At 58.5% G+C, this 13962-nt stretch carries 9 protein-coding genes; all 9 read left to right on the top strand.

The annotated features are described in order from the left end of the window. The first annotated feature begins 36 nt into the window (after window positions 1-36). On the top strand, window positions 37-1140 hold the full coding sequence (dnaN, locus tag NK667_RS27300; RefSeq protein WP_054048133.1) for a DNA polymerase III subunit beta: 1104 nt from the start codon (window positions 37-39) through the stop codon (window positions 1138-1140). A gap of 20 nt (window positions 1141-1160) precedes the next feature. Continuing rightward, window positions 1161-2264 (top strand): DNA replication/repair protein RecF, encoded by a 1104-nt coding sequence (gene recF, locus NK667_RS27295; RefSeq protein ID WP_054048131.1) that lies wholly within the window; start codon window positions 1161-1163, stop codon window positions 2262-2264. 5 nt (window positions 2265-2269) lie between these two features. Next, a complete protein-coding gene (gene gyrB / locus NK667_RS27290; RefSeq protein ID WP_054048733.1) occupies window positions 2270-4693 on the top strand; it encodes a DNA topoisomerase (ATP-hydrolyzing) subunit B in 2424 nt (807 codons plus the stop codon). A gap of 624 nt (window positions 4694-5317) precedes the next feature. Beyond that, complete coding sequence (locus NK667_RS27285; protein WP_054048129.1) at window positions 5318-5833, top strand: Hcp family type VI secretion system effector; 516 nt, start codon at window positions 5318-5320, stop codon at window positions 5831-5833. Window positions 5834-5941: 108 nt separating this feature from the next. Further along, window positions 5942-8695, top strand: coding sequence for a type VI secretion system Vgr family protein (locus NK667_RS27280; protein WP_054048127.1), 2754 nt, complete (start codon window positions 5942-5944; stop codon window positions 8693-8695). Then, on the top strand, window positions 8688-9302 hold the full coding sequence (locus NK667_RS27275) for a hypothetical protein (protein WP_054048125.1): 615 nt from the start codon (window positions 8688-8690) through the stop codon (window positions 9300-9302). Before NK667_RS27280 ends, NK667_RS27275 begins: the two co-directional genes overlap by 8 nt. Continuing rightward, entirely contained in the window at window positions 9299-10036 is a 738-nt protein-coding gene (locus NK667_RS27270; protein WP_054617150.1) for a hypothetical protein, read from the top strand. The genes NK667_RS27275 and NK667_RS27270 overlap by 4 nt, the downstream gene beginning before the upstream one ends. 200 nt (window positions 10037-10236) lie before the next feature. After that, window positions 10237-12381 carry a T6SS effector phospholipase Tle3 domain-containing protein gene (locus NK667_RS27265; protein WP_054048121.1) on the top strand — a complete coding sequence of 715 codons (2145 nt, stop codon included), beginning with the start codon at window positions 10237-10239 and terminating at the stop codon, window positions 12379-12381. Continuing rightward, on the top strand, window positions 12381-13961 hold the full coding sequence (locus NK667_RS27260) for a type VI lipase adapter Tla3 domain-containing protein (RefSeq protein ID WP_283777184.1): 1581 nt from the start codon (window positions 12381-12383) through the stop codon (window positions 13959-13961). The genes NK667_RS27265 and NK667_RS27260 overlap by 1 nt, the downstream gene beginning before the upstream one ends. Window position 13962 lies beyond the last annotated feature (1 nt).

Below are 13962 nucleotides of genomic sequence, written 5' to 3'. Positions count from 1 at the left end.
ACACCAGCGCAGCTTATTAAGGCAAGGGACTAGACCATGCATTTCACCATTCAACGCGAAGCCCTGTTGAAACCCCTGCAACTGGTCGCAGGCGTCGTCGAGCGCCGACAGACCTTGCCGGTGCTCTCCAACGTGCTGCTGGTTGTCGAAGGCCAGCAACTGTCGCTGACCGGTACCGACCTGGAAGTCGAGCTGGTTGGTCGTGTGCAACTCGAAGAGCCGGCTGATCCAGGTTCTATCACTGTGCCTGCGCGCAAGCTGATGGACATCTGCAAGAGCCTGCCGAACGATGCGCTGATCGACATCAAGGTCGATGAGCAGAAGCTCGTGGTGAAGGCCGGCCGTAGCCGCTTCACCTTGTCGACCCTGCCGGCCAACGATTTCCCGACGGTTGAAGAAGGCCCGGGTTCGCTGACCTGCAGCCTGGAGCAAAGCAAACTGCGTCGTCTGATTGAACGCACCAGCTTCGCCATGGCCCAGCAGGACGTGCGTTACTACCTCAACGGCATGCTGCTGGAAGTTTCCGAAGGCATCATCCGCGCCGTAGCCACCGACGGTCACCGTCTGGCCATGTGCTCGATGAAGGCCGATATCGGTCAGCCGGATCGTCACCAGGTGATCGTGCCACGCAAGGGTATCCTTGAGCTGGCGCGTCTGCTGACCGAGCCGGATGGCCTTGTCAGCATTGTCCTGGGTCAGCACCACATCCGTGCGACTACCGGCGAGTTCACCTTCACCTCCAAACTGGTCGATGGCAAGTTCCCGGACTACGAGCGTGTTCTGCCTAAAGGTGGCGACAAGCTTGTGCTGGGTGACCGTCAAGCGCTGCGTGAAGCGTTCAGCCGTACCGCGATTCTGTCCAACGAGAAGTACCGTGGCATCCGTCTGCAACTGGCCAACGGTCAGCTGAAGATCCAGGCGAACAACCCGGAGCAGGAAGAAGCGGAAGAAGAAGTGGGCGTTGAATACAACGGCGGCAATCTGGAAATCGGCTTCAACGTGAGCTATCTGCTCGACGTGCTGGGCGTGATGACCACCGAGCAGGTTCGCCTGATCCTGTCCGACTCTAACAGCAGTGCGCTGGTGCAAGAGTCCGACAACGACGACTCGGCCTACGTTGTCATGCCGATGCGTCTGTAATCATGTTCAGCAGAAGCTAGATGTCCTTAAGTCGCGTCTCGGTCACCGCGGTGCGCAATCTGCACCCGGTGACCTTCTCCCCCTCTCCCCGAATCAACATTCTTTACGGCGCCAATGGCAGCGGCAAAACCAGTGTTCTGGAAGCCATTCATCTGCTGGGGCTTGCCCGTTCGTTTCGTAGCAGCCGTCTTTTACCTGTGATTCAGTACGAGCAACTGGCGTGCACGGTGTTTGGTCAGGTGGAATTGGCCGAAGGCGGGCACAGCGCCTTGGGGATATCTCGGGACCGCCAGGGTGAGTTCCAGATCCGCATCGACGGGCAGAACGCCCGCAGCGCGGCGCAACTGGCGGAAATCCTGCCTTTGCAGTTGATCAACCCCGACAGCTTCCGGCTGTTAGAAGGTGCGCCGAAGATTCGGAGGCAGTTTCTCGACTGGGGTGTGTTCCACGTGGAACCGCGATTCATGTCCACTTGGCAGCGCTTGCAGAAGGCCCTGCGCCAGAGAAACTCTTGGCTGCGGCATGGTACACTTGACGCCGTTTCGCAAGCGGTTTGGGACAGGGAACTGTGCCAGGCCAGCGCAGAAATTGATGAATACCGCCGCGCCTATATCAAAGCCTTGAAACCAGTCTTTGAACAGACCTTGAGCGAACTGGTTGAGCTCGAAGGCTTAACGCTGAGCTATTACCGAGGTTGGGACAAAGAGCGCGAACTAAGTGCCGTGCTTGCCGGGTCCCTACAGCGGGATCAGCAAATGGGTCATACCCAGGCCGGGCCACAACGCGCTGATTTGCGTCTTCGATTGGGCGCCCATAACGCCGCGGACATTTTGTCCCGGGGTCAGCAGAAGTTGGTGGTCTGTGCATTGCGGATTGCCCAGGGGCACCTGGTTAGCCAGGCCCGACGCGGCCAGTGTATTTATCTGGTGGATGACTTGCCGTCTGAACTGGACGAGCAACACCGCCGTGCGCTTTGCCGCTTGCTGGAAGACTTACGCTGCCAGGTGTTTATTACCTGTGTAGATCACGAATTATTGAGGGAAGGCTGGCAGACGGAAACGCCAGTCGCTTTGTTCCACGTGGAACAGGGCCGTATCACCCAGACCCACGACCATCGGGAGTGAAGGCATTGAGCGAAGAAAATACGAATACCTACGACTCAACGAGCATTAAGGTGCTGAAAGGCCTGGATGCCGTCCGTAAACGTCCCGGTATGTACATTGGTGACACCGACGATGGTAGCGGTCTGCACCACATGGTCTTCGAGGTAGTCGACAACTCCATCGATGAAGCGCTCGCTGGCCACTGCGACGACATCAGCATCATCATCCATCCGGACGAATCCATCACCGTGCGTGACAACGGTCGTGGCATCCCGGTGGACGTGCACAAAGAAGAAGGCGTTTCCGCAGCCGAGGTCATCATGACCGTGCTGCACGCCGGCGGTAAGTTCGATGACAACTCCTACAAAGTATCCGGCGGCCTGCACGGCGTAGGTGTGTCGGTAGTGAACGCCCTGTCCGAAGAGCTTGTTCTAACGGTGCGCCGCAGCGGCAAGATCTGGGAACAGACTTACATCCACGGTGTTCCGAAAGAGCCGATGAAAATCGTTGGCGAGAGCGAAACCACCGGTACCCAGATTCACTTCAAACCGTCCGATCTGACCTTCAAGAACATCCACTTCAGCTGGGACATCCTGGCCAAGCGGATTCGTGAACTGTCCTTCCTCAACTCCGGTGTTGGCATCGTCCTCAAGGATGAGCGCAGCGGCAAGGAAGAGCTGTTCAAGTATGAAGGCGGTCTGCGTGCGTTCGTTGAATACCTGAACACCAACAAGACTCCGGTCAACCAGGTGTTCCACTTCAACATCCAGCGTGAAGACGGCATCGGCGTGGAAATCGCCTTGCAGTGGAACGACAGCTTCAACGAGAACCTGTTGTGCTTCACCAACAACATTCCTCAGCGCGACGGCGGTACTCACCTGGTGGGTTTCCGTTCCGCGCTGACGCGTAACCTGAACACCTACATCGAAGCGGAAGGCCTGGCGAAGAAGCACAAAGTCGCCACCACCGGTGACGATGCCCGTGAAGGCCTGACCGCGATTATTTCGGTGAAGGTGCCGGATCCGAAGTTCAGCTCCCAGACTAAAGACAAGCTGGTTTCTTCCGAAGTGAAGACCGCCGTCGAACAGGAAATGGGCAAGTACTTCTCCGACTTCCTGCTGGAAAACCCGAACGAAGCCAAACTGGTCGTCGGCAAGATGATCGACGCGGCTCGCGCGCGTGAAGCGGCGCGCAAAGCTCGTGAGATGACCCGTCGTAAAGGCGCGCTGGATATCGCCGGCCTGCCGGGCAAACTGGCTGACTGCCAGGAAAAAGACCCTGCTCTTTCCGAACTGTACCTCGTGGAAGGTGACTCTGCTGGCGGTTCCGCCAAGCAGGGTCGCAACCGTCGCACCCAGGCCATCCTGCCGTTGAAAGGCAAGATCCTGAACGTCGAGAAGGCGCGTTTCGACAAGATGATCTCTTCGCAAGAAGTGGGCACCTTAATCACCGCGCTGGGCTGCGGCATCGGCCGCGACGAGTACAACATCGACAAGCTGCGTTACCACAACATCATCATCATGACCGATGCTGACGTCGACGGTTCGCACATCCGTACCTTGCTGCTGACCTTCTTCTTCCGTCAGTTGCCGGAGCTGATCGAGCGCGGCTACATCTACATCGCTCAGCCGCCGCTGTACAAGGTCAAGAAAGGCAAGCAAGAGCAATACATCAAAGACGACGACGCCATGGAAGAGTACATGACGCAGTCGGCCCTGGAAGATGCGAGCCTGCACCTGAACGAAGAAGCCCCGGGCATCTCCGGTGAAGCGCTTGAGCGTCTGGTGAATGACTTCCGCCTGGTGATGAAGACCCTCAAGCGTCTGTCGCGCCTGTACCCACAGGAACTGACCGAGCACTTCATCTACCTGCCAGCGGTGAGCATGGAGCAACTGTCCGATCACGCAGCGATGCAAGATTGGATGGCTCGGTTCGAAGTGCGCCTGCGCACCGTCGAGAAGTCTGGCCTGGTCTACAAAGCCAGCCTGCGTGAAGACCGTGAACGTAACGTCTGGCTGCCAGAGGTCGAACTGATCTCCCACGGCCTGTCGAACTACATCACCTTCAACCGCGACTTCTTCGGCAGCAACGATTACAAAACCGTTGTTTCCTTGGGCGCTCAACTGAGCACCTTGCTGGACGACGGCGCGTACATCCAGCGCGGCGAGCGCAAGAAGCCAGTGACCGAGTTCAAGGAAGCCCTTGAATGGCTGATGGCGGAAAGCACCAAGCGCCACACCATCCAGCGATACAAAGGTCTGGGCGAGATGAACCCGGATCAGCTGTGGGAAACCACCATGGACCCAGCTCAGCGCCGGATGCTCAAAGTGACCATCGAAGACGCTATTGGCGCGGATCAGATCTTCAACACCCTGATGGGTGATGCGGTCGAACCCCGCCGTGACTTCATCGAAAGCAATGCCTTGGCGGTTTCCAACCTGGACTTCTGATCCAGTGTCGGATCCCGGAGAAGCTGCTGTATTTCACAATATGCTGCTTTCGCTGCGCTAGGAAAAAAGGCCAACCCGTGCGGGTTGGCCTTTTTTTGGGGTATGTGTCCCGTCCTGAATAAGTTTTACACCTTCTGATCTATTTTCAGGAGGGCGTAATGGAATCAGCAAAAAGACGGAGTCAGCTCGGACTATAATTCGCAAGGAATCAGGCTGGTTCAGTGAAATCTCGGCAACTGGGTCAATTTGGCGTCGGCGCCAACAAGCAGCTCGCATCACTCCATAGGGCCCGGTTGCATCGTTATCGTCTATGAGTGTCTCATCGCCATTATGCGCAAGAAGTTGCGCACTTTTTTCTCGAAAACGCCCTTAAATATCGCTAAACGCCAACCCCGCCGTGGCCTCCAGCCGAGTGCGCAAGAAGTTGCGCAGTACTGCGCAACTTCTTGCGCACTTTAGGGGGTGATTTACCTCCAAACTCACCAGAGCATTGAAAAACCTCAGCCATCCCCCCGGTTTGATTGGTCTTCGACTTTTCTGGCACGGGCCTTGATAAATGTTAGGCACCCATCGGGCGATTTCGCCTCCGGGGCACCCTAAATTTATCCGCAAGGAGAGCATCCCATGGCAACACCAGCGTACATGTCGGTTACCGGCGAAAAACAAGGCCTGATCACTGCCGGCGCCTTCACTGCCGACTCCGTTGGCAACACTTATCAAGAAGGTCACGAAGACCAAGTCATGGTTCAGGCTTTCAGCCACGACGTGATCATCCCGCGTGATCCGCAATCCGGTCAGCCAACCGGTCAGCGCGTTCACAAGCCAGTTGTGATCACCAAGGTCTACGACAAGGCTTCGCCTCTGCTGCAAGCGGCTCTGACCTCCGGCGAGCGTATGAGCGAAATCGTCATCCAGTGGTTCCGCACTTCGGCTCAAGGGACCCAAGAGCACTACTACACCACCAAACTGGAAGACGCGATCATCGTCGCCATCAACAACAAAATGCACAACTGCCAGGACCCGTCGAACTCCCACTTCACCCACCTGGAAGAAGTGCAGTTCACCTACCGTAAAATCACCTGGACCCACGAAGTATCCGGTACTTCGGGTTCCGATGACTGGCGTCAGCCAGTCGCTTAATCGCGGCTGACCGCTTCAAGCATCGGCCAGCTCTGCTGGTCGATGTGATTTATGCCTTGCAGAGTTGATGTGCGGACTCTCTTTCTCACCTGACCAAGGAACAGCTAAATGCGACAAAGGGATTTGAAGTTCACGTTTTCCGTGTTGTCAGGGCAGATGGAGTTCGAAGTCGTAGAGTTCACGCTGGAGGAGGCCGTCTGTGAGCCTTTTCGACTCACGATCGAGTTGGCCAGCCGCAACCCGAACATTGATTTCGGCAAGGTGCTCGATCAGCCCTCATTGCTCACGATCTGGCAAGGCGGCACGGCTGTGCGTCATGTCCACGGGCTGGTGTCCAGTTTCACTCAACGTAAAACCGGCTTCCGCCGGACACGTTATCGGGCGGTGGTCGAACCGCAACTCGCTCGACTGGCCTTGAGTTCCAACTGGCGCATTTTTCAGCAGAAAAACGTGCCGGACATCATCAAGTCCGTGTTGAGCGAACACGGCATCCTCGACTATCAGCAACACATCAACAGCGAACATTTGCCGCGCGAATACTGTACGCAGGTCGGCGACACTGACTTGTACCTGTTCGATCGGCTGTCCAGTGAAGAAGGCTTGTTCTACTTCTTCAAATGCAACGAAAGCACTCACACGCTGATCCAGGGTGACAAACTCTATGTGCAGGAGCGTATTCAAGGCGCTCCGGTGCTCTACACCACTGAACCGGCTGCGGATGCCACGCAGCCTGTGCTCTATGCGTTCAGTTACACCGAGAACGTCCGCACGGCCGAGCAGACGCAACGCGATTACACCTTCAAACGCCCGACCTTCGACCAGCAGCAGAACTTCGCCGGCGATGACTTGCAACATCAGACGCCGAACTACGAACGCTACGACTATCCGGGCCGCTACAAGGCCACCTCTGCCGGTAAACCCTTCACCCAGAATCGCTTGCTGGGGCACCGTGGCGACGCGCGAATCGCCGTAGTCGAAGGCGACGATCCGCGCCTGATCCCGGGCTTCTCTTTCCAGCTCACCGGCCACCCCCGGGAAGATTTCAATCGCTGGTGGCGCCCGCTGCGGATCACTCACAAGGGCATCCAGCACGCCAGTCAGGAAGAGGAGTCCGCCGGTGCCGATGTCGGCGTGAGTTATGACTTTGTCGCTGAGATTGTTTCAGAAGAAACCGAATGGCGTACCCCGCCACGGCCTAAACCGATTGTTGACGGACCACAGATCGCGACGGTGACCGGGCCGGACGGGGAAGAGATTTACACGGATGAATTTGGCAGGGTAAAGGTCCAGTTCCCATGGGATAGGGAAGGCAAGAACAACGAATTCAGTTCCTGCTGGGTGCGCGTGGCACAGAATTGGGCGGGCGCCGACTGGGGCCATATGGCGATCCCGCGCATTGGTCAGGAGGTCATCGTCGATTACCTCGACGGCGATTGCGATCAGCCGATCATCACCGGCCGCACGTACCGGGCGACGAACATGCCGCCTTACCAACTGCCCAATCACAAAATTCTCAGTACCATCAAAAGCAAGGAATACAAGGGCACTCGGGCCAACGAACTGCGCATTGACGACACCACCAAGCAGATCAGTGCCGCGTTGATGAGTGATCACGGCAGCACCGCATTGCATCTGGGTTACCTGACGCATCCACGGCCGAGCGGCGGTGAACCGCGCGGCGAAGGTTTCGAGTTGCGTACTGATGAACACGGCGCGTTGCGAGCAGCCAAAGGCCTGCTGCTGAGTACCGAGGAGCAAATGAACGCCAGCGGCGGTCACCTCAATCGCGCCTCTGTCGTTCAGGTCCTGGAAGCAGCGTTGAAGCTAGCCAAGGATTTGGGCGATTACGCCCAGGACAACCAGGGTGTAGGCCATGACAAGGCGCCGCAGAAGACGCTCAGCGATGCGGTTCGCGACCTGGGCAACGGCGCGAACGATGAATCGGGCAAGGGCAATGGAGGTAATCCGGCAATTGCCGTGAGCGGTGAAGCCGGTATCGCCGCGGCGTCCCCCAAGAGCATCACGGTGGCGGCGGGTGAGCACATCGACACCGTTGCCCAGCAGAATCAGCAACAGACCTCGGGGCAGAAGTTTGTGCTCAATGCCGGGACCGACCTGGGGATGTTTGCCCACAGCGGCGAAATGCGCCAGATCACCCACCAGGGCCCGATGCTGTTGCAGGCGCAGAAAAACAACATCCGCCTGGAGGCGGATCAGAGTGTGGAGGTCAGCGCGAGCAACCAGCATGTGCTGGTGTCGGCCAAAGAGCACATCACGCTGATGTGTGGCGGGGCCTACATCACTATCAAGGGCGGCAATATCGAACTGGGCATGCCCGGCAACCTGATTGTCAAAGCGGCCAAACACAGCCTGCTCGGCGCCACCAGCCTGGAAGCGGAACTGCCCAAATTCAAAGTCGGCGATACCCAGCGACGCTTTATGCTCAAGCAGATTGACGGGACGTCGGCGATGCCCAACATGCCGTACAAAATCACCCTGTCCAGTGGCGAAGTGGTCGAAGGGGTGACTGATGCTCAGGGCGCCACGCAGTTGTTGCAGAAAGATGTGATGAGCATTGCCAATGTGGCCATGCTCAAGCCGCCCTCCCCCGCAGCCGCGGGTGTCTCGGCAGGCGGTGCGGGGACTGCTGCCAGTGTCGCCAGTGCCGATGATGAGGCGGAGGAAATTGTGCAGTTCTTTGAATTCAAGGATGACAAAGGTGGACCCGCGCCGCACCACTTCAAGGTGATGTCCGCCGGTGAAGTCGTGGCCGAGGGCTCCGGTGAGCGCACGCCGGAATTCCCTGCTGACATGGAACTGGAGCTGGAGTCATGGCCGGTAAAGGAGAAACAAAATGCCTGATCTCATCACGCCACAGATGCGCAAGCTCGCGGCCATCGGATACGGCGAAGCCTCGACGGACAATAACCCGCAGGAAGTCCGCGCCATATGCTTTACGGTGACCAACCGTATGCGCGCGTGGGGGCTGGCCGACGTCGCCAGCCTGCTCAAGGCGGCAGGGGACAGTTACGTCGTTGCAATGCAGGGCAACAATGTCCGTTACAACCAACTGATGGCGGCTTCGGAAGCGGCCATCAATGCCGATCCGAACATGCGCTCGGCAGTGGAGAGTGCGCAGGATGCTCTCGCCCAGCGCGGCAATGATCCCTCCAATGGCGCTTACTGGTGGGATGGCATCGATATCAAGAAGTCGACCAACCCCCGACACTCATCCGGGTTCCACTACGGTTCCCCTTCGCACAACATCTTCGGTGTTGCGCAAGTCTCGAAGCCGGAGAAAATCACCTATTGGACGCAGTTCAACAAAAAGACCAACACAATGGTAAATACCCGCGAGCGGGGTCGTTATAACCACATATACCGGTCCACCGCCGCCATCGGCAAAACGATCTTCTGGACCACCAATCCGGAATACATCAAGGCAACCGGCGCCAAGGAATATCGATGAGCAAACTCACCCGTTGTCTGAGCCTGTTTCTCGGCGCGAGCCTGCCCTTTCTGGCACAGGCAGCCCCGGTACAGTTCACCGATTACCGTGCGTTCTATCAGTCGCTGGGCGACAACCTGTTTGCCGGACCCGGCAGCGAGCTGGCCAAGCCCTGCGCGGAATCCCCACGGCATTGCCTGTGGGTCAACGCCATGCGCCCGGCGTTTGAACGTTTTGAGGATGCGCAGTGGAGCGCGCCCGACGAACTGAAGCTCGACCCGCCCAAAGGCACACCCGTAATTGTCTTTGACGGAGAGGCCCTGACGGTCGGTAAACAACGTTGGCCTCTGCGCGATGCGGTCAACTTCGCCTCGCCGCAATGGCCCGTCGGTGATCCCATCGACCCGGAAAACGTGGCGACCGCCACGGCCTGGCGCCAAGGCGCCTCAACGTGCCTGGAGTTGCAGTACGTCAGCAGTGGCTACGGTGATCGCTACCCCCTGGTGTTGCTGGTACACGGCCAGCATCTATACGCGTTACCGCGACTGTTCGCCTCTTGCTCGGCCATTCGCAAGGCGCCCGGCAATCAGTTCAGCTATCCGGAAAACGCCTACCTGGGGGCGGAGCTGGAAAACAATCCGACCGGGCTGAAAGTGGATTACCGGGTACCCAATACTAAAAACTCGGTGGCGCAGTACCTGTTGCACTTCCCGAATCAGGGCGATCCCTTCGTATTTGAGGCGCAGCGCCAATAGGCATCAGCGGGCGAAACCGTCATGACCTTGCCACGTGCAAGGGGCATCACCTGAGGGGAACAAAATGAAGATCCGAGACTCACTACGTCTGCTCATCACGACACCAGCCGACCTGCGTCGGGTAGCAGCCGCCAACCCGGACAGGCGCTCGACCCCATGCGTCGAGACCAATGGGGTAATTTTCAAGGAGGAAATGCGCGATGACTGACGCTGCCCAGCCGAAAAAAATCTGTTCCAGCCAATCGATCACCATGCCCAGCGGTGGCGACATCCACCTGATTCCACCTCCACCGAAGCCTTGTGTGACGATTCTCGTGCACGGCGTCAACGACCTGGCGGGCTGCTACGCACGTATTGAGCAGGGTCTGTGCGAGGGGCTGAACGAACGCCTCGATATGCCACGTACCTTCCCCAACGGCGCGAACAACCCGGGATACCTGTTGCCGGCCAGCTACACCGCTCCCGCCGATGATGACGGCGAAGCCAAGAATCCCGATGCCGTGTACTTCCGCCGCAAGGCCGGAGCATCCAGCAACGGCTGCCAGCCACGCAGCGTGGTGGTGCCGTTCTATTGGGGGTTTCGCGAGGAAGAAGCGTTCATTCAGAAAACCGAAGCGCACGGTCAGTGGCTGGACCGAGACGGCAACCGCCTGGACAAGGCCGGCACCAAGGAAGGCGGCCAGTTCGCTAACGCCACCACCAACCTGCCGGATATGTGGGGCAACGGTTTCAACGGCATGTTGCTCGGCTTCATCTCGCTGAACAAAATCGGCGGCACCATGACCCACCCGTTGTTTTCAGCCGCCGGTCGGCGCTACATGGTGCTGGCTGCCATGCGGCTGGCCATGTTGATCAAGATCATTCACAAACGTCATCCGAACGATACGATCAACGTGGTTGGCCACAGTCAGGGCACGCTGCTTACGCTGCTGGCCCATGCATTCCTCAAAGAGGACGGTGCCAAACCCGCAGATGGCGTGGTCATGTTCAACTCACCCTACAGCCTGTTTCAGCCCAATATGGACAAAGTCCAGAAATTGGGCGGTCAGCAAACGACCGGCGCGCGCATCGCTACGCTCAACGGCATCTTGCAATTCATCGCGGGCAGCCCTAATCCGGTGCCGGCCCTGTCGGGCGTCGCCCTGAAAAACAAACAGGGTTACGGAGCGATTGGCGGACCTGGCTGGACGGGCACGGCCGCGTGTCAAACCACGATCCGCGGAGAAAAGATCACCTTCAACGAGCGCGACAACCGCGGCTGCACCTTTCTTTACTTCACCCCTCAGGATCAGACGGTTGGCCTCAAGAACGTCCAGGGTATCGGCTGGCAGGGGATCGGCGAAGAGGTAGATGGTCAGCCTGCGCGCAAACTTCTTCCACAACGTTTCCACCAACGCGTATTTACCGTGCGCAAGCGAAACGGCGAGAAAGAACCCGTCGGCAAACACGTTCCTCCCTACGTCTACCTGTTGCGCCAGGACAGCGAGCAACCCTGGGAAGACACCGGCCTGGGCTTCATGGACCGGATACCCAATGGCAGCCTGGACAAGGGCGCCACCGTGGTCTTGACCGCGCCTCAATTGCCGGTGCCGGGCGACGTGAACTTTACCAACGATGGCGTTATCACCGCCCCGGGAGAAGCCTCCAAAAGCGGGGTGTACCAGATGAAGGACAAACTGGACCCTGTCGATGCCTCGATCGGCGTTGCCAATGGCGGCTGGGAGCCGAAAAACCCACGCTACGCCAAACAGGAGACACTGGACGAAGCCCTGGCTTTCAAATATGGACAAGACATCCAAAGCGTCGAAAAGGCCCGCAACGAGGGCAAGGAAGCCTCGGAATGCGCCCATGTGTTTGTCGCTCGGGCTCAAGGTAACGGCAAGGTCCTCATCACTCGCGGGGAAACACCGTACGACGCGCGTATGCGTCTGCAAGGCGAGGAATACTCGGAGGCTCTGTCCTTCCACTCATCCATTCCCAACAACCCTGAACACAGCCGACAAGTGCTGGCCTATGACGTGGCGATCGGTGCCGGCGAATGCGTTGATGAGGGGTCGTTCTATGCGTATCTGTGTCGAGTGGCAGATTGGCGCCTGGACTGGAAAAAGACCGATGGCGGCGCCAATGCGCAATTCCAGGCGGAGAATGAAGATCCGGACGATTCCGTGGATCAGCACTATCAGCAAGAGGACGGTAAGAACCGCGAGCTGATTGACTCCACAGTGGCGTATCGCAAGACCGGCACGTTACCCGCCATCAGCGACAACATGCCGAGCCTGGTAGCGACCCAGACCCGCACTGAGCTCAGAAAAGGCGAGCCTGTCCGTTTTGGTGGCAACCCCTGATGCGCCTCGATATTGCTTGTCTGTTTTTCACCGGCCTGCTCCTGACCAGCCCTCTGGTTCAAGCGGCTGAACATCCATCGACGGTCAGCCGTTGCTTTGCCAGCGCGGCTTCACCCGTGACTGCCTATACCTCGGCCAAGGAGGCCGCCACCATGCCTGTTGATGCTCGTTACCGCGCCCCTGCCACCTCGCCCCATCTGGACACTCTGGATGTGCTCGCCATTGGCCTGAGCCTCGACGTATTCCGTCAGGGCCAGGCCTGGAAAGCCTTGCAGGAGCAGAATGCAAAACAGACCGAAGCCCTCCACGTGGGCAGCATCCTGCCCACGGATCCGAAAAAGTATCCGGTGGATGGCGACGACAAAGACCTGGCCTATGACAAGCGCAAGGCCGATGCTCTGGAACTGGGCTTGCGCGACTTCATGGAGAAGTGGCCGATCCCGACCATCACGGTCGTTCGTGGCTGGAGTCCCGATACACCGAACCTGCGTTATTCCCCGGAAAGAACCCGGGAAATGCTCTCGGGCATGGTCAACAGTTACCGCACGGAAGCGGGCCTGCACTGGCATCGCGTGCGCAATCTGCAAGATGGCGTGGTCTGCAGTGACACCCCCGAAGGCCTGGTGGAAAACCTGTTCAACCTGTTCGAACAGAACCCTGACCTCCCCGCTGTACTGGTCTACAACGTAGAAGGGTTCAGCATGTCGTTTGCCTTGTCGGCTAAAAAGGCGCCGCTGATTGGTGGGCCTGGCCCGCGCAAGCCGGGCGAACTCACCGACGCCATGGTCGCCATGGTTGTCGGTCGCCCCGAGCGCGTCGAATGGCTGCGTTACTACGCGCAGTTTGCCAAGGTCAACGAGAACAAAATCGACCCGGAGTTCACCGGTTGGGGCGCGAGGAAACCCGCCGTGGAGTTCCAGCCATCGACGTTCATTCCTCAACCCTGGACCCAGCGCGCGTTCGAGCAATGGGACGCGCTGCCAGTGTTGGCCAAACTGCATCGACCAGTCACCGTGTCACTGTTGCGGCCAGACAATGGCGAACGACTCAAGCGCGACGCCCTGACCGTCAAACTGGCCGCCGGCTGGAAAGAGGCCACCGACGGCCTGGCGCAGAAACCGGTTCGAGTGTTCTTTGATGGTGGCTTGAACACCACACCTCTGGCTGAACTGCTGCCGGCGCTCACCGCCGCCCACAGTCCGCTGGACCTGCTTGATTCGCGCGAGAGCTACGATTTGACTCAGCGCTTGGGTGACATCGGCTCGGCCTCGCCGTTTGTCGGCCTCACCCTGGCGACGATGGCCAGTTACCTGAACGCGGACACCAGCGTGGTCATGCCGATGCGCCGCCCGGAGCAGGCGACGATCATTGCCGTGACCTCGCCAACGCCCGGCAAGAAGCCTTCAGGCAATGATCATTTCGGCGTCAACCTGATGCCTCAAACCGCAAGTACCGAGGGACCGCCAGTTGTGCCTTCAGCGCATTCGGGGCCAAAAATGCCGGTCATCGAGCAGGATCACACGCTGGAAGAATTCCTCGCCGACCAGAAACCGAAAACCAACTGGATGGACGATCTCTAAG

The organism is Pseudomonas nunensis (genome assembly GCF_024296925.1).
In the GTDB taxonomy this organism is placed as follows: Bacteria; Pseudomonadota; Gammaproteobacteria; order Pseudomonadales; family Pseudomonadaceae; genus Aquipseudomonas; species Aquipseudomonas nunensis.
Note: the sequence above shows the minus strand (reverse complement) of the source record. Positions and strands in the feature narration are given on the sequence as shown.

What these genes read in the sequence shown, in the direction of transcription:
- NK667_RS27260 (WP_283777184.1), top strand. Translation starts at nt 12,381, where the DNA reads ATGCGCCTCGATATTGCTTGTCTGTTTTTCACCGGCCTGCTCCTGACC.
- recF (WP_054048131.1), top strand. Translation starts at nt 1,161, where the DNA reads ATGTCCTTAAGTCGCGTCTCGGTCACCGCGGTGCGCAATCTGCACCCG.
- NK667_RS27265 (WP_054048121.1), top strand. Translation starts at nt 10,237, where the DNA reads ATGACTGACGCTGCCCAGCCGAAAAAAATCTGTTCCAGCCAATCGATC.
- NK667_RS27275 (WP_054048125.1), top strand. Translation starts at nt 8,688, where the DNA reads ATGCCTGATCTCATCACGCCACAGATGCGCAAGCTCGCGGCCATCGGA.
- NK667_RS27285 (WP_054048129.1), top strand. Translation starts at nt 5,318, where the DNA reads ATGGCAACACCAGCGTACATGTCGGTTACCGGCGAAAAACAAGGCCTG.
- NK667_RS27270 (WP_054617150.1), top strand. Translation starts at nt 9,299, where the DNA reads ATGAGCAAACTCACCCGTTGTCTGAGCCTGTTTCTCGGCGCGAGCCTG.
- dnaN (WP_054048133.1), top strand. Translation starts at nt 37, where the DNA reads ATGCATTTCACCATTCAACGCGAAGCCCTGTTGAAACCCCTGCAACTG.
- NK667_RS27280 (WP_054048127.1), top strand. Translation starts at nt 5,942, where the DNA reads ATGCGACAAAGGGATTTGAAGTTCACGTTTTCCGTGTTGTCAGGGCAG.